This is a genomic window from Burkholderia sp. MSMB2157WGS, assembly GCF_001532755.1.
GTDB lineage: Bacteria > Pseudomonadota > Gammaproteobacteria > Burkholderiales > Burkholderiaceae > Burkholderia.
Genome location: NZ_LPJG01000011.1, coordinates 192,957 through 209,302, shown reverse-complemented (window position 1 = coordinate 209,302; position 16,346 = coordinate 192,957). Strand labels below are relative to the sequence as shown.

12 protein-coding genes are annotated in these 16,346 nt (G+C 68.3%); 7 read left to right on the top strand and 5 right to left on the bottom strand.

Annotated features, from left to right (window positions below; translation table 11 throughout):
- The first annotated feature begins 167 nt into the window (after window positions 1–167).
- On the top strand, window positions 168–920 hold the full coding sequence (gene otsB / locus WT53_RS05555; RefSeq protein WP_034206805.1) for a trehalose-phosphatase: 753 nt from the start codon (window positions 168–170) through the stop codon (window positions 918–920).
- The gene (gene otsA / locus WT53_RS05550; protein ID WP_034206806.1) at window positions 917–2,302 is read left to right on the top strand and encodes an alpha,alpha-trehalose-phosphate synthase (UDP-forming); all 1,386 of its coding nucleotides are present in this window, start codon (window positions 917–919) and stop codon (window positions 2,300–2,302) included. The genes otsB and otsA overlap by 4 nt, the downstream gene beginning before the upstream one ends.
- An 84-nt stretch (window positions 2,303–2,386) precedes the next feature.
- Here the strand turns inward: otsA and WT53_RS05545 are convergent, their stop codons facing one another.
- The gene (locus WT53_RS05545) at window positions 2,387–4,219 is read right to left on the bottom strand and encodes an ABC transporter ATP-binding protein (protein WP_034206807.1); all 1,833 of its coding nucleotides are present in this window, start codon (window positions 4,217–4,219) and stop codon (window positions 2,387–2,389) included.
- A gap of 567 nt (window positions 4,220–4,786) precedes the next feature.
- On the opposite strand from WT53_RS05545, the gene WT53_RS05540 reads away from it, so the two are divergent.
- The 3 genes from WT53_RS05540 to WT53_RS05530 all read left to right on the top strand — a co-directional run bounded on the left by WT53_RS05540 (window position 4,787) and on the right by WT53_RS05530 (window position 7,381).
- On the top strand, window positions 4,787–5,851 hold the full coding sequence (locus WT53_RS05540; RefSeq protein WP_034186533.1) for a glycosyltransferase family 4 protein: 1,065 nt from the start codon (window positions 4,787–4,789) through the stop codon (window positions 5,849–5,851).
- Between the two features lie 225 nt (window positions 5,852–6,076).
- Window positions 6,077–6,877 carry a hypothetical protein gene (locus WT53_RS05535; protein ID WP_059782136.1) on the top strand — a complete coding sequence of 267 codons (801 nt, stop codon included), beginning with the start codon at window positions 6,077–6,079 and terminating at the stop codon, window positions 6,875–6,877.
- Window positions 6,878–6,916: 39 nt separating this feature from the next.
- A complete protein-coding gene (locus WT53_RS05530; RefSeq protein WP_060258806.1) occupies window positions 6,917–7,381 on the top strand; it encodes a DUF2214 family protein in 465 nt (154 codons plus the stop codon).
- A gap of 223 nt (window positions 7,382–7,604) precedes the next feature.
- On the opposite strand, the gene gudD is transcribed toward WT53_RS05530, so the two are convergent.
- The gene (gudD, locus tag WT53_RS05525) at window positions 7,605–8,957 is read right to left on the bottom strand and encodes a glucarate dehydratase (RefSeq protein WP_034206810.1); all 1,353 of its coding nucleotides are present in this window, start codon (window positions 8,955–8,957) and stop codon (window positions 7,605–7,607) included.
- 355 nt (window positions 8,958–9,312) lie between these two features.
- Here gudD and WT53_RS05520 point away from each other — a divergent pair, with 355 nt between their 5' ends.
- On the top strand, window positions 9,313–10,062 hold the full coding sequence (locus tag WT53_RS05520) for a FadR/GntR family transcriptional regulator (protein WP_034206811.1): 750 nt from the start codon (window positions 9,313–9,315) through the stop codon (window positions 10,060–10,062).
- 136 nt (window positions 10,063–10,198) lie between these two features.
- On the opposite strand, the gene WT53_RS05515 is transcribed toward WT53_RS05520, so the two are convergent.
- The 3 genes from WT53_RS05515 to pdxY all read right to left on the bottom strand — a co-directional run bounded on the left by WT53_RS05515 (window position 10,199) and on the right by pdxY (window position 15,078).
- Entirely contained in the window at window positions 10,199–11,347 is a 1,149-nt protein-coding gene (locus WT53_RS05515) for a branched-chain amino acid ABC transporter substrate-binding protein (protein WP_034206812.1), read from the bottom strand.
- A gap of 370 nt (window positions 11,348–11,717) precedes the next feature.
- Window positions 11,718–13,862, bottom strand: a complete 2,145-nt coding sequence (locus WT53_RS05510; RefSeq protein ID WP_060258801.1) for a phosphocholine-specific phospholipase C — start codon at window positions 13,860–13,862, stop codon at window positions 11,718–11,720.
- A gap of 355 nt (window positions 13,863–14,217) precedes the next feature.
- A complete protein-coding gene (gene pdxY, locus WT53_RS05505; RefSeq protein ID WP_034206814.1) occupies window positions 14,218–15,078 on the bottom strand; it encodes a pyridoxal kinase PdxY in 861 nt (286 codons plus the stop codon).
- Window positions 15,079–15,261: 183 nt separating this feature from the next.
- Here pdxY and WT53_RS05500 point away from each other — a divergent pair, with 183 nt between their 5' ends.
- Window positions 15,262–16,323: an alpha/beta fold hydrolase gene (locus WT53_RS05500; RefSeq protein WP_060258797.1), complete on the top strand. Its 1,062-nt coding sequence runs from the start codon at window positions 15,262–15,264 to the stop codon at window positions 16,321–16,323.
- Window positions 16,324–16,346 lie beyond the last annotated feature (23 nt).

Here is a 16,346-nt window from a genome sequence, read left to right as displayed (position 1 = left end):
GGCACGGGCGAGCGGGGCAATATGTCGCAGTTGACGCGGCGGCCTGCGTGGTGTCCGCGCAGCTCCGGTTTCGCCCATCTGGACGCGCAGGCGCGGTAAGATGCGCACAACTCCATTCGCGCAGCGGCGGCCGGCATGTGCCGGCTGCCCCTCAGACTATCGAATCGATGCAATCCGTTCCGGCTTCCCTGTCCCTGACCGATACCGCGTTCTTCTTCGACTTCGACGGCACGCTCGTCGAACTGGCGCCGACGCCCGACAGCATTCGCGTTCCGCCGTCGCTGCTGACGCTGCTCGACGAATTGTCGCGCCGCTCGCACGGCGCGGTCGCGATCGTGTCCGGGCGCGGCATCGACAACCTCGACACGTTCCTGAAGATGCCCGGCCTGCCGATCGCCGGCCTGCACGGCGCGGAGCGCCGCGATGCGAACGGCGACACGCAGCGCATCGGCTTCAACGACGAGCGCCTGCTGCGCATCGAGCGCGAGCTCGCGGACGTCGTCGACCGCCATCCGGGCATGCTGCTCGAGATCAAGGGCGCGGCCGTCGCGCTGCATTTTCGCAATGCGCCCGAGCGCGAGGCGGTGGCGCGCGAAGCGGCCGAGCGCCTCGTCGCCGACTATGCGGATGCGTACGTGCTGCAACCCGGCAAGATGGTGTTCGAGATCAAGCCGAAGGGCGTCGACAAGGGTCGCGCGCTGGCCGCGTTCCTCGACGAGCCGCCCTTTGCGGGCCGCGTGCCGCTGTTCGCGGGCGACGATCTGACCGACGAGAAGGGCTTCGCGGTGGTCAACGCGCGCGGCGGCCTGTCGATCAAGGTCGGTGCGGGCGAGACGTCCGCGCGCATGCGGCTCGATTCGGTCGACGCATTGCATGAGCAGATCGCATGCTGGCTCGGCGCGGGGCAGCCGCACGCATGAGCCGGCTCATCATCGTTTCAAACCGCGTCGCGCCGATTTCGGAAGGCGAACCGGCGGCGGGCGGCCTCGCGATCGGCGTCTACGACGCGCTGAAGGAAACCGGCGGCATGTGGTTCGGCTGGAGCGGCGAAGTGGTCGCATCCGGCGCACCGCAGCCGCAAATCCGCATCGAGGAGCGCGGGCCCGTGACGTTCGCGACGGTCGGGCTGTCGCGCCGCGATTACGACCAGTATTACCGCGGGTTCTCCAACGCGACGCTGTGGCCCGCGTTCCATTACCGCGCGGACCTGATCCAGTACGATCGCCACGAGTTCGACGGCTATCGCCGCGTCAACGTCTGGCTCGCGCAGCAGCTCGTGCCGCTGCTGCAGGACGACGACGTGATCTGGGTGCACGACTATCACCTGATTCCGTTCGCGCGCGCGTTGCGCGACGCCGGCGTGAAGAACCGTATCGGCTTCTTCCTGCACATCCCGTTTCCGGCCGCGCAGGTGCTCGTCAACGTGCCGCCGCACCGCGAGCTCGTCGAGTCGCTGTGCGCGTTCGATCTGCTGGGCTTCCAGACCGAGCCCGATCTGCGCGCGTTCTGCGACTACGTCGAGTTCGAGGCGGACGGCGAAGTCGAGCACGACGGGCACACGGTGCGCGTACGCGCGTTCGGCCAGACGCTGCGCGCGGCCGCCTATCCGATCGGCGTCTATCCGGACGAGATCGCGTCGCTCGCGCAGGCGGGCGAGCACGGCAAGGCGGTGCGCACGCTCGCGACGTCGCTGCGTGGGCGGCAACTGATCATGAGCGTCGACCGGCTCGATTATTCGAAGGGGCTCGTCGAACGATTCCGTGCGTTCGAGAAGCTGCTCGAGCACCAGGCGTCGATCCGCAACCGCGTGTCGTTCCTGCAGATCGCGCCGTCGACGCGTGCGGACCTGCGTGCGTACCAGGACATCCGCCTGCAGCTGGAAGCGGAGTCGGGGCGTATCAACGGGCGCTACGCGGAGCTCGACTGGGCGCCGATCCTCTACATTCACCGTCAGTACGACCGTCAGGTGCTGGCCGCGCTGTACCGGCTCGCGCGCGTGGGTTTCGTGACGCCGCTGCGCGACGGGATGAACCTCGTCGCGAAGGAATACGTGTCCGCGCAGAATCCGGACGATCCGGGCGTGCTGGTGCTGTCGCGCTTCGCGGGCGCCGCGCGCGAGCTCACGGGCGCGCTGATCGTCAATCCGATCGATATCGACGGAATGGCCGATGCGCTGTCGCAGGCGCTGACGATGCCGCTCGCCGAGCGGCGCGCGCGCTATGCGGACATGATCGCGCAGCTTCGCGAGAACAACGTGTCGGTGTGGCGGGACAATTTCCTGCGCGATCTGCAGCAGGTCTGATCCGTTCCGTTGCTGCCGGCGCAATTGAAAAAGCCGCCGTGCGAGAAGCACGGCGGCTTTTTTCGTCGGCGCGATGCCGGCGCGTCAGGCCACGCGTTCGCCGGTCGGCGTGTTGCCGTCGGGGGCCGCATGATGGCGGCCATGCTGCTTCGCGAGCAGGTCGCGATACAGGCCGGGGCGGCTGCGCAGCACGTCGGGCGGGCCGTCGTCGATCACCTTGCCGTTGTTCATCACGATGATGCGGTCGAAGTTGCGCAGCGTCGACAGGCGGTGCGCGATCGCGATCACCGTGCGGCCGACCATCAGGCGGTCGAGCGCGCTCTGGATCGCTTCCTCGGACGCACTGTCGAGCGCCGACGTCGCTTCGTCGAGCAGCAGGATCGGCGCATCCTTCAGGATCGCGCGCGCGATCGCGATGCGCTGGCGCTGGCCGCCCGACAACTTGACGCCGCGGTCGCCGACGATCGTGTCATAGCCTTCCGGCATCGCTTCGATGAACTCCGCGCAGCGCGCGTCGCGCGCGGCGGCGAGCACTTCGTCGCGGGTCGCGTCGGGGCGGCCGTACGCGATGTTGTCGTAGATCGTCCGGTGCAGCAGCGAGATGTCCTGCGGCACCAGCGCGATCGCGTGGCGCAGGCTGTCCTGCGTGATGCCCTTCACGTCCTGGCCATCGACCTTCACCGCGCCGTCCTGCGTGTCGTAGAAGCGTTGCAGCAGCGCGAGCACGGTCGACTTGCCCGCGCCCGACTTGCCGATCAGGCCGACGCGCTGGCCCGGCTCGATATGAAGGTCGAAGTGGTCGAGGATCGCGCGGCGGTGCGGGTACGCGAACGTCACGCGCTCGAAGTCGACGCGACCGCCCTTGGCCGACAGCGGCTGCGCGTCCGAGCGGTCCGGCATGCCGTGCGGTTCGAGCAGCGTCTTCACGGCTTCGGACAGGCGGGCGACGTGCTGGGTGACGTCGACGAGCGCGACCGCGAGATCGCGCGTGCCGTGCAGGATCGTGAAGCCGAGCGAGCTGACGAGCACGATGTCGCCCGACGTCGCGCGGCCTTGATCCCACAGCCACAGCGCCCAGCCGAGCAGGCCGGCGGACAGCATCGCGGTGATCACCGCATGCAGCAGCCGCAGCTTTTCGAGATAGAGCAGGCTCTGCTGGCGCGCATCCATCTCGGCCTTCACCGTCGCGCTGAAGCGCTTCTGTTCGCGCAGCGTCATCCCGAACGCGCGCACGAGGCCCATGTTGCCGATCACGTCGACGAGCTCGCCGTCGACCGCCGCGGCCTTCGCCGCGAACGCATGGTGGCGCGCGGAGCCGCGGCCGGCGAGCTTGAACAGGATGACGGACAGCACGGCCGAGCAGCCGAGCAGGCCGGCCGCCATCAGCGGATTGACGACGATGATCATCAGGATCGCGCCCATCACCGCGATGCACGGGGGCAGCACGTTCCACGCCATCGTGTTCTCCGACGTGTAAACCGCGTTCGACGTGGCCGTGATGCGGCTGGCGAGCGTGCCCGGCTGCTTCTCCGAGTAATACGTCGGCGAATGGCCGATCAGATACTGGAACAGGTCGCGCCGCAGGTCGCCCGTGACCGCGACGAACGTGTGCGCGGCGACCCAGCCGCCGACGCGCCACAGCAGGTTGTCGGCCGCGATCAGCCCGACGAGCAGCGCGAACGCGCTCCACAGCGGGCCCGGGTGATGGCGTCCGGTCGCCAGCACGTCGATCAGGTGCTTGATCGCATATTGCGAGCCGAGCGCGCAGCCGACGGCGGCCAACACGCTGCAGAGCACGACCAGGTGCGCGACGGGGTGGAGGCGGATGTAGCGGAACAGGAACGCGATCGGCCGGTGCGCGTAGCTCGACAGCTTCGCGTTGTGGGCGTTGCGCTGGGCGGGGGTGAGAGATTCCAAAATATGCGTGCGGTGATTCGGTGAGTGAGCGAGGCGGCTGGGTCGCAGGCCGGCGTTCGCCCGGACTGAATAATCCGGCATTGTAAACAACGCCGCGCGTCGCGCTGCGCGAATCTTGCCTTGGCCAGGGGCTCGCGCTCGATTTTGAGATAAAATCCGGCATCCCGTCCTGCGTCGTATGCCGGAATCGCGCTGCCGGCAGCTGCGGGTTAACAAGGATCGCCAAAACGGCCTTCCACTCTAGAACGGACGCCCGAGTCCGCGGGTTGCAAAGTGTTGCGCCTTTGTAACAAAGTAAAGTGTTTGAAATGTCGTGCGCCGTATCGGGATTAACCCTAGATAATCGGCTCCGGGTTCGATTCCAGGTTTTTTTACGAACCCCTGTCAACGGGTCTTCGTTTCAAACGTTCTATGCCTGTCGCGTCGCCGACGCTCCTTGAGCAGCGCGGGTTTCGACGCTCCCGGCAGGCCGATTCGTCCGATGTTCGGGCGACGTGCAGCCAGCCCGGACCGCCGGCAGGTTGCCGACCCATACCTGGTTTTTTGCCGAATTTTTAGGAGTTACGCATGCGAATCGCCCAAATCGCTCCGTTGCACGAAGCGGTGCCCCCGAAACTGTACGGTGGCACCGAGCGAGTGGTGTCCTACCTCACCGAAGCACTCGTCGAGATGGGGCATGACGTCACGCTCTTCGCGAGCGGCGATTCGCAAACGTCCGCGAAGCTCGAAGCGTGCTGGCCGCAGGCGCTGCGCCTCGATCCGACGATCCGCGACGTGATGGCCCCGCACATGCTGCTCCTCGAGCAGGTGCGCCGCCGCGCGGAAGAGTTCGATGTCCTGCACTGCCACATCGACTATTACCCGTTCTCGCTGTTCTCGCGCCAGCCGGTCCCGCATCTGACGACGATGCACGGCCGTCTCGACCTGCCGGAACTGCAGCCGATCTTCAATGCGTTCAGCGACGTGCCGGTCGTGTCGATCTCCGACAACCAGCGCATTCCGCTGCCGCAGGCGAACTGGCTGTCGACCGTCTACCACGGCCTGCCGGAAAACCTGCTGACGCCGATCCCGAACGTGAAGCCGAGCTACCTCGCGTTCCTCGGCCGCATCTCGCCGGAGAAGCGCGTCGACACGGCGATCCGCATCGCCGAGCAGGCCGGCCTGCCGATCAAGATCGCCGCGAAGCTCGACAAGGCCGACCGCGCGTACTACGAAGAGAAGATCAAGCCGCTGTTCGCGCTGCCGCACGTCGAGTACATCGGCGAAATCAGCGAGGCGGAGAAGACCGAATTCCTCGGTAACGCGCATGCGCTGCTGTTCCCGATCGACTGGCCGGAGCCCTTCGGCCTGGTGATGATCGAGGCGATGGCCTGCGGCACGCCGGTGATCGCGTTCAAGCGCGGCTCGGTGCCGGAAGTGATCGACAACGGCGTGTCGGGCTTCGTCGTCGAAGACGAGCTGTCGGCCGTCGCCGCGCTCAAGCGTCTCGACACGCTGCCGCGCGAGAAGGTTCGCGCCGCGTTCGAAGCCCGTTTCTCGTCGAAGGTGATGGCGCAGAATTACGTGAAGGGCTACGAGGAACTGCTGCGCCAGAAGCGCCGCACGGTGCTTCGCGAAGTCAACGCAAGCTGATTGCGGGCCGCCGCCGCGCGGCCGTCACGACGCCCCGTCCGGGTTTTCCGGCGGGGCGTTGTCACATCTGCGGCGCGGATCTGTTGTATTCTCGCCGCGCCCGGCGCCGCGAACGGCCCCCGAAGCGGCCCGCCACGCCATCCGGCCATCTGTCCAGACGGTAATGTCCCTATAATGGCCGTGCCGTGAAATCCGGCCGGTACGAATATCCAGAGGAGAGCAGTCTTGGCGAGAACGAAAACCACGCGCGCAGCGCCGGCCCCCGGCGCCGGTGTGATCTTCGCGTTGCGCGCGATCGGTCTCGTGCTGCTCGCGCGCTGGCTGTTCTCGATGTCCCAGATGGGCTATCGCTCGTCGCTGTCGGCGATGGTGTCGTCGCCGTGGGCATTCGTCTACCTGATCCTGATCTTCCTGCTGCTCGCGTTGCCCGGCGCCGCCGCACGGGCCGAGCGCCCGTTCCATCCGCTGCCGCAGTGGCTGCGCCAGGCGCTGCGCGCGTTCGCGCTGATCGGTCTCCTGTTCGCCGTATGGTCGATCGGTGCATTCACGTGGGCGGCCGGCTGGCGCCGCGCGCTGCATGCGGTGACGGCGACCAACGGCTGGCTCGTCGCCGCGCCGGCGCTGTACGCGGCGATCGTCTGGATCTGCCGGCCCCGGCCGCTGTGGCGGACCAACGTGGCCGCGCGCCGCTTCGCGGTCGGCCGGTATGCGATTTCGCTCGACGTGCTGACGCGTACCGCGATCGTCTGGATGGAAAGTCGCAAGGTCGGCCAGTACGACGCGCGCGAGCTGTCGGTGCGCTGGCCCGGCCACGCGGCGCTCGCCGCGGGCGAGCAGGGCGCGCAGCCGGCGGTCGTGCCGCCGCGCCGCGGCAGCCTGTTCAATCGGCCGAAGGTCGAGTTGCTGTGGGATTCGCCGGCGGCGGTCGGTCACAACCGGCAGACCGTGATGCGCACGCCGCTCGCGACAGAAGGCGACCGCGTCGCGGTGCTCGCGCTCGACGCGGCGCTCAAGCAGATCGTCTGACAGGGCTCGCGCACCGGGCGCGGGCGACAAGGAGGCGCGATGATCGTCCATTGGTTGCTGGCCGCCATTCACCTGAGTGCGTTCGGCGTCGCGTTTGCCGCGATCGCGGGGCGCAACCGCGCGTTGCGCCGGCTCGTCGCTTCGGCGCAGGCGGCCGATTTGACCGGCGTGTTCAAGGCCGATGCGGTCTGGGGGCTGTCCGCGCTCGTGCTGATCGCGACGGGCCTTGCACGCGCGTTCGGCGGTTTCGAGAAAGGGACCGCTTACTACCTGCACGAACCGCTCTTTCACCTGAAGATGACCGCGCTCGTGCTGATCCTTCTGCTCGAGATCGCGCCGATGCTGGGACTGATCCGCTGGCGTGTCGCCGCGCGGCGGCAGCAGATGCCCGATATCGGCCGTGCGCGCACTTATGTGCGGATCGGCCACTGGCAGGCGGTGCTGGTGATCGTCATCGTGTTCGCCGCGTCGGGGATGGCGCGGGGGATAGGGGCGCCCGGCTAGGGACGCCCGGCTAGGGACGCCCGGTTAGGGCCACCCGACTAGGGGCGCCCCGGGATTGGTCAGCCGGGTGAAGCCACGCAAGTCCGGCATGGCGACAACCATCCGGATCCCGTCCCACTCGCGAGGCGTTTCGAGCCCGGCGCCAGCCGGACCGGCCGCGCACGGCGTCGTGCCCGCCGATTCCCGTCCGACCGGGCGGTACCGCCGCCCGGCTCGCCCATGCTCAGCGCACGAGGCAGGGGCGCTTGTTGTTGAACGTCCAGCCCGGGATCAGATACTGCATCGCCGCCGCGTCGTCGCGGGCGCCGAGGCCGTGCTGCTTGTACAGCTCGTGCGCGCGCGCGACCGCATCCATGTCGATGTCGACGCCGAGCCCCGGCCGTTTCGGCACTTCCACCAGCCCGTTCTCGATCTTCAGCGGCTCGCGCGTCAGCCGTTCGCCGTCCTGCCAGATCCAGTGCGTATCGATCGCGGTGACCTGGCCCGGCGCCGCGGCCGCGACGTGCGTGAACATCGCGAGCGACACGTCGAAGTGGTTGTTCGAATGCGACCCCCACGTGAGGCCCCAGTCGCGGCACATCTGCGCGACCCGCACCGACCCCTGCATCGTCCAGAAGTGCGGATCGGCGAGCGGGATGTCGACGGCGTGCAACTGCACCGCATGGCCCATCTGCCGCCAGTCGGTCGCGATCATGTTGGTTGCCGTAGGCAGCCCCGTCGCGCGGCGGAATTCGGCCATCACCTCGCGGCCCGAGTAACCGTTCTCCGCGCCGCAAGGATCTTCCGCATACGCGAGCACGTGATGCTGGTCGCGGCACAGCCGCACGGCCTCGTCGAGCGACCATGCGCCGTTCGGATCGAGCGTCACGCGCGCGTCGGGGAAGCGCTCGGCGAGCGCCGTCACGGCTTCGATCTCGCGTGCCCCCTCGAATACGCCGCCCTTCAGCTTGAAGTCGTTGAAGCCGTAGCGCGCGTGCGCGGCTTCGGCGAGTCGCACGACGGCTTCGGGCGTCAGCGCGGCTTCGTCGCGCACGCGCGTCCAGTCGTCGGTTGCGCCGCGGCCGTCGCGGTAGGGCAGCGCGGTCTTCGTGCGATCGCCGATGTAGAACAGGTAGCCGAGCATTTCGACGCGCTCGCGCTGCTGGCCTTCGCCGAGCAGCGCGGCGACCGGCACGCCCAGATGCTGGCCGAGCAGGTCGAGCAGCGCGGCTTCGAGCGCGGTGACCGCGTGGATCGTCGTGCGCAGGTCGAAGGTCTGCAGCCCGCGGCCGCTCGCGTCGCGGTCGGCGAAGGTGCGCCGCACGTCGTTGAGCACCGCATGATGGTTGCCGATCGATTGGCCGACGACCAGTGCGCGCGCGTCGTCGAGCGTGCGGCGGATGCTTTCGCCGCCGGGCACTTCGCCGACGCCCGTGCGGCCCGCGCTGTCCTTCAGGATCACGAGGTTGCGAGTGAAGAACGGGCCGTGCGCGCCGCTCAGGTTGAGCAGCATGCTGTCGTGGCCGGCGACCGGAATCGCTTGCAGGTCGACGATGCGCGGCGTGTCGTGGGAGGGCGAGGCAGTGACGGCGTTCATGGGCGGCGATGGCGAAAGAGTGGGCGATGCCGTGCGGCAAAAGCTTTGCCGCGCGCGGCGGGAGGTGCGATCATTCGACAACCGACGTGCGCGGCGCGCAAGCCCGCACGTCGACGCAACCCCGGAACGGGGTGAGAGCGACAGCCGGCCAGTGCGCGCAGAACGCGAACGCGGGTCGATCGTCGCGCACGGGACCGGGCGTGCCGAACAGCCGACCTGAGTCGACAGGAGATCCGTGCGCCGATCATCAGTCGTCGGATGACTTGTGACGCAGTATAATGAATCATCGGCTTTCGCTCAAACCCCGCGTAAACCCTCGGCTCACATTACGATCATTCAAAAAGGAACCGGCCACATGTCCGTGCCTACGCTTCCCGCAGCGCCGCGCCGTCGCGCACGCAGCCTCGCACAAGATGTCGTCGACGCGCTGACCGCGCAGATCGAAAACGGCACGCTGCGTCCCGGCGACAAGCTGCCGACCGAAACCGAAGTCATGGCGGCACAGGGCGTGAGCCGCACGGTCGTGCGCGAGGCGATCTCGCGGATGCAGGCGAGCGGCCTCGTCGAGACGCGCCACGGCATCGGCAGCTTCGTGCTGGAGCCGTCGCGCCGCCAGACGCTCGGCATCGATCCCGCGACGATCACGACGCTGCGCGACGTGCTCGCGGTGCTGGAGTTGCGCATCAGCCTCGAAAGCGAGTGCGCGAGCCTCGCCGCGCAGCGCGCGAACGATACCGACCTCGCCGCGCTGCGGCGCGCGCTCGACGCGATCGCGACGGGCGCGGGCAGCGGCCGCGACACCGCGCAACTCGATTTCCAGTTCCACCTGCAGATCGCCCAGTCCACCGGCAACCGCTATTTCGTCGACATCATGACGCAGCTCGGCACGTCGATCATCCCGCGCACGCGCGTGAATTCGGCGCGCTTTGCCGGCGACGACCTCGAGCGCTACGTCGGCCGGCTGAACCACGAGCACGAGGACATCTACGAGGCGATCGCGCGCCACGACCCGGAAGCCGCCCGCGCCGCGATGCGCACGCACCTGACGAATAGCCGCGAGCGGTTGCGCCGCGCGCACGAGGCAGCCGAGGCCGAGGCCGGCTGACCTGGCATCGCGGGGCTCGCGTGGAGCGGGCCCGGCCGCGACGCCATAACATCAGTCGTCATACGAGATCGGCGTCGCCGCCTCGATCTCTTCGCGGCCGCGCGGCGTTTCCGCCGCCGGCCGCTTCCTTCGCCGCTCAGCCTCCCTTCGTCACGATCGTTTTCCACGCGCCGTTCTTCACCTGGTACAGCGTCGACATCCCGCTCTTCAGCGAGCCGTCGTTCGAGAACGAGATACGGCCGGTCACGCCTTCGAAGTCGATCTTCTTGAGCGCCGGGCGATAGGCCTTCGGGTCGGTCGAACCGGCCGCCTGCATCGCCTTGATCGCCGCCCACGCGGCGTCGTAGCCGAACTGCGCGTACGACAGCACGTCGACGCCGAAGCGCTTCTTGAAGCGCGCCTCGAAATCCTTCCCCTGCGGCAGCTCGTCGAGCGGCCGGCCATATTCCCACGCCATCGCGCCTTCGGCGGCCGACCCCGCGATCTTGATGAATTCGTTGTCCTTCACGCCGCCGCCGCCGACGAACTGCGCGTTCAGCCCGAGTTGCCGCATCTGCTTGATGAAGTTCGCGGCGAGCGAATCGAGGCCGCCGAAGAAGATCAGGTCGGGATTCTTGGCCTTCAGGCTCGTGATCTGCGCGCGGAAATCGACCGCCTGGTTGCTGGTGAACTCGCGGCCGATGAGGTTGCCGCCCGCGGCTTTCACCGCCTTCTCGAATTCGTCGGCCTCGCCTTGGCCGAACGCCGTGCGGTCGTCGATGATCGCGATGCGCTTCGCCTTCGTCACGTCGACCGCGTACTTGCCCGCGTTGCCGGCATTCTGGCCGTCGGTCGCGATCACCATGAACATGTTCGCGAGCCCGCGCGACGTGAGCGTCGGATTGGTCGCGGCCGGGTCGATCACCGGAATGCCGGCCTTGTCGTAGACCACCGACGCCGGGATCGTCGTCCCCGAGTTGAAGTGACCGACCACGACCGACACGTTCTGGTCGACCAGCGCCTGCGCGGCCTGCACGCCGATGCGTGGGTCGGCCTGGTCGTCCTGCACGACGAGATTGAAACGGGCAGGCTTGCCGGCGATCTGCACCTTCTGCGCGACCGCATCGTCGAGCGCGAGTTGTACGCCGTTTTGCAAATCCTTGCCGTAGCCGGCGTTCACGCCCGTGAGCGGCGCGGCGAAGCCGACTTTCACGTCGGTTGCGTCGGCAGCCTGGGCGGCCTGTTGCGAGAGGAGGGCAAGCGCGGATGCAATCGACACCGACAGCAGGGAATGACGGAATTTCATGTTGTTCCTCTTGTTCGACACCTGCGAGTGGGTACCGCACGCGTTCGGGCGGGCCGGCGCGTGCGACGGGCGGGCGGTTCGACCGCTTCTCGGAATCGGGCGGGGAGGTCGGCATCGCGATTCTCGGAAACATCTCCCGTCAGGCTCCGCGAAGAGCCCCGATTGCCTCGATATATAGGTCGCCGATATGCACGGGTCTTGGAAATTTGCCGCGCATTCGATGCGGATTTGCGCATAGCTTCCGCGCGTGCGCAGGCGGCCGGTATCGGGAATTTCCCGTCGCGAACGGAACGGGTGGGGAGGAAGGGGGGGCGGAGCGGGGCAACGCAGCGGCGCGGCCCGCCCGGGGCCGCGCCGCGTAGGGCCGACGTCAGTCGGACAGGGCGTCCGATGCGGCCTCGGCGTCGTCGTGCGACGCGCTCGTGCGGATCAGCGGGTCGCTGGTGCTCGGGCGGCCCGTTTCGACGTGACCCGCGAAGCGGCGCAGGAAGCCGAGCAGCCGGCCGTCGCTGACGGTCAGGTCGTACCAGCCGTGGCTGCCGCGCAGGTCCCAGTAATCGTCGACGTGCGCGCCCGGCGCGAGGTCGAACGTGCGCGCGTGGCCGTGGCCGTACGCGTTCGTGACCTTGAGCCGCACGGCCTTGTGGCCGCGGTTCATCAGGCGCAGCGTGATGTTGCCGTTCGCGACGTCGTAGCCGTAGATCACTTCGGGGTTCACGTTCGCGCTGCCGACACCGGTCGCGAACGGGCCGCGGAAATGGCAGTAGAAGCCGTTCGGGCCGTACACGTCGAGGTCGTACAGGCCGAGCGACGCGGCGGCGCTCCACGTGTCGGCGACGCGCTTGCCGGCTTCGACCGTGTACGCCCACGGGCCGTCGACGCGATTGCGCGACTGGACCTGGAACGCCGCGCCTGCCCGGCCCGTGTTCGCGAAGGTCAGCCGGAACTGGCCGTTCGCGGCTTCGACGCGACCGTGCACGAACAGCTCGTACGGTAGCGCACGCGCCGGACGCAGCCCGGCCTCCTGTTTCGGCAGCTTCTGCAGCACCGGCGGCACCGGGATGTAGTCGGGATGGCGCGCGCGGTCGGGTGGCGCGTAGCCGCTCGTGTCGGGCAGCGTCGGCCAGGCGGCGTCCGCGGTCGCGAAGTCGAACGCCGACGTCAGGTCGCCGCACACCGCGCGACGCCACGGCGACACGTTGGCGGCCGTGACCGGATATTGCGCGCCGAACCGCGCCTCGATGAATTGCAGCAGCGACGTGTGATCGAAGGTCTGCGAGCAGACCCAGCCGCCCTTGGTCCACGGCGACACGACCAGCATCGGCACGCGCGGCCCCAGGCCGTACGGGCCGGCCATGTGCGATGCGTCGCCGGCGTACACCTCGTTGGTCGTCGCGACCGTCGACAGCCCGTTGTCGCGCGACTGCGGCGCGAACGGCGGGGGCACGTGATCGAAGAAGCCGTCGTTTTCGTCGTACGTGATGAAGAGCGCGGTCTTGCTCCACACGTCGGGATTCGACACGAGCACCTTCAGCACCTGCTCGATGTACCACGCGCCGTAGTTGGCGGGCCAGTTCGGATGCTCGGAATACGCTTCCGGCGCGCAGATCCACGACACCTGCGGCAGCGTGCCGTTCTTCACGTCCTGCTGCAGCACGTCGAACAGCGTGCCGCCGGCGCTGACGTTGGTGCCGGTGCGCGCCTTGTCGTACAGCGGCGTGCCGGGCAGCGCGGTGCGGTACTGGTTGAAGTAGAGCAGCGAGTTGTCGCCGTAGTTGCCGATGTACGGGTTTTGCGTCCAGCCCCACGAGCCGTTCGTGTCGAGCCCGGTGCCGATGTCCTGGTAGATCTTCCACGACACGCCGGCCTGTTCGAGCACTTCCGGATAGGTCGTCCAGCCGTAGCCCTTTTCGTCGTTGCCGAGCACCGGGCCGCCGCCCGTGCCGTCGTTGCCGACGTAACCCGTCCACATGTAGTAGCGGTTCGGGTCGGTCGAGCTCGGGATCGCGCAGTGGTACGCGTCGCAGATCGTGAACGCGTCGGCGAGCTGGTAGTGGAACGGGATGTCGTCGCGCTTCAGGTACGCCATCGTCGTGGTGCCCTTGTTCGGCACCCACTGGTCGTAGCGGCCCTTGTTCCAGGCCGCGTGCATGTCCTGCCAGCCGTGCGGCAGGTCCTGCAGGAACTGCAGGCCGAGCTTGTCGGCGCCCGGGTGGAACGGCAGCAGTTCGGCCGGGCCGACCGGCTGGTGAAACACCGACTTGCCGTTCGCGAGGCGCAGCGGGCGCGGGTCGCCGAAGCCGCGGACACCGCGCATCGTGCCGAAGTAGTGGTCGAACGAACGGTTCTCCTGCATCAGGATCACGATGTGTTCGATATCGCGGATCGTGCCGGTGCGGCGGTTCGCGGGAATCGCGAGCGCATCTCGGATCACGGGCGGGAACAGGTTCAGCGCGGCGGCGCCGGCAGTGCCGGCGGCGACGCGCAGGAAGTCACGACGGTTCGATCGGGTCATGGTCGTTATCGTGCGGAAAAGGGGGAGCCGATTGGCGGGACCTGCGGGAACGGCACGCGCCGGAGCGCAGGATGCGGCTGCGCCGGTTCGTGCCGCCGCGAGCATAGCGAGGAATCGGTGTCATTCATGTGAAGTCCGGAAACGTTTGCACGCGTGGATCGGATTGCCGTCGGCTGCGCGCCGCGGTACGAACGGCGAAGAAGCGGCGACGGGCGAGGCGGGTGAGGCGGTGAGGCGGGTGAGGCAGGTGAGGCGGGTGGCGCGTGGCACGCCGGAGGAGCGGGGAGCGGCGGGATGGCTGCGGGGACGGCAGAGGACGCAGAGCGGCGGCGGCGAGGAACGCGATGCGCACGCGTCAGGCGTCGGTCACCCACGCGCCGAACCATTCGCTCGGCCGTGCGATTTCGTCCTGCGCGGCGACGAGTTCGAGCTCGTAGCGACGGGCGTCGTAGGTGGCCTTCACGACCGCATGCACGGCCGCGAGCGTGTGCTCGAACGCGGCGCGCACCGAGTCGCCGCGCAGCCGGCACGCGACGAAGATCGCGCTGGTCAGGTCGCCGACGCCGACCGGATGGCGCGGAAACGCATACAGCGGCCGCTGGCCGATCCACGCTTCGGTTTCGGTGACGGCGAGCATGTTGAAACGGTCGGCCGGGCTGTTGCGGTCGTGCAGGTGCTTGACGAGGATGATCTTCGGGCCGCGGCGGATCAGCGCGCGGCACGCGTCGACGGCTTCGGCGACGGTCTCGATGCGCCGCCCGGCGAGCTTCTGCAGTTCGGAGTGGTTCGGCGACATGCCGTCCGCGAGCGCGGGCATCTCCTGGACGATGAATTCCTCGACGCCGGGCTCGGGCCGGATGCCGCCCGTCTGGCCCATCGCCGGATCGCAGAAGTACCACGCGTTCGGATTCATCGCCTTCACCGAGCGCACGATCTCGACGGCCGCGCGCGCCTGCGGCGGCGAGCCGAGAAAGCCGGACAGCACCGCGTCGCAACGCTTGAGCGCGCCGATGGCGGCGACGCCGTCGACGAGCTGTTCCATCTTCGCGGCATCGATCGCGCTGCCGGCCCAGTGGCCGTACTGCATGTGATTCGACAACTGGACGGTGTTGAGCGGCCAGACGTTGATGCCGAGACGCTGCATCGGGAACACGGCCGCACTGTTGCCGGCATGGCCGTAGATGACGTGCGACTGAATGCTGAGGACGTTTTTCATGGGAATTCGCCTGCACGCGTTTCAGGGTCACGTCACACGATACCCGAGTTCGTCGTACGCGCGGAAGTCGCGCGGCCCGGAGTGTTGCGCGTCGTCGTCACGCGACCGCGTAGAATCGCGGGGCGCGACGCAGCAAGGCTGCAGCCCGACTGCCCGCGCGTGTCTCCAATCACCGTGATCGCCATGCTTTCGATTTGCAAGATGTTGTCCGTCGCGCGCGCCGCCGTGCTCGGCGCGAGCGCCGCCGCCGCGTGCGCGATGCCCGTTGCGACCGTCGCCGCGACGACCGCCGTCAACGACGGGCCCGCGTACGGCCCGCGCCTCGAAGGGTTCGCGTATCCGGCGCCCGTGCACGCATACGCGTTCGTGTCGCAGCGCGAAACCCTCGAGATGGCGTACCTCGACGTGCAGCCCGCGCACCCGAACGGCCGCACCGTCGTGCTGCTGCACGGCAAGAACTTTTGCGCGGCGACCTGGGAGGACACGATCGGCGTGCTGAGCCGCGCCGGCTACCGCGTGATCGCGCCGGACCAGATCGGTTTCTGCAAGTCGTCGAAGCCCGAGCGCTACCAGTACAGCTTCCAGCAACTCGCGCGCAACACGCACGCGCTGCTCGAATCGGTCGGCGTGAAGTCGGCGACGATCATGGGCCACTCGACGGGCGGGATGCTCGCGATCCGCTACGCGCTGATGTATCCGAAGGCGACCGACCAGCTCGTGCTCGTGAACCCGATCGGCCTCGAGGACTGGAAGGCGCTCGGCGTGCCGCCGCTGTCGGTCGACTACTGGTATGCGCGCGAACAGAAGACCACGGCCGACGGCATCCGCCGCTACGAGCAGAGCACGTACTACGCGGGCAAGTGGTCGCCGTCGTACGAGCGCTGGGTGCAGATGCTCGCCGGGATGTATCGCGGCCCCGGCCGCGACGCGGTCGCGTGGAACTCCGCGCTGATCTACGACATGATCCTCACGCAGCCGGTGGTCTACGAATTCGGCGCGATCCGCGTGCCGACGCTGTTGATGATCGGCGACAAGGACACGACCGCGATCGGCAAGGACGTCGCACCGCCCGACGTGCACGCGAAGCTCGGCCGCTATCCGGAACTCGCGAAGCGCACGCAGGCCGCGATTCCCGGCGCGCAGCTCGTCGAATTCCCGGCGCTCGGACACGCGCCGCAGATCCAGGACCCGGACGCGTTCCACAAGGCGCTGCTCGACGGGCTGGACGCCGTGCACCCGCAGTGATGCGGGGCAGGCGGCCGGCCGCG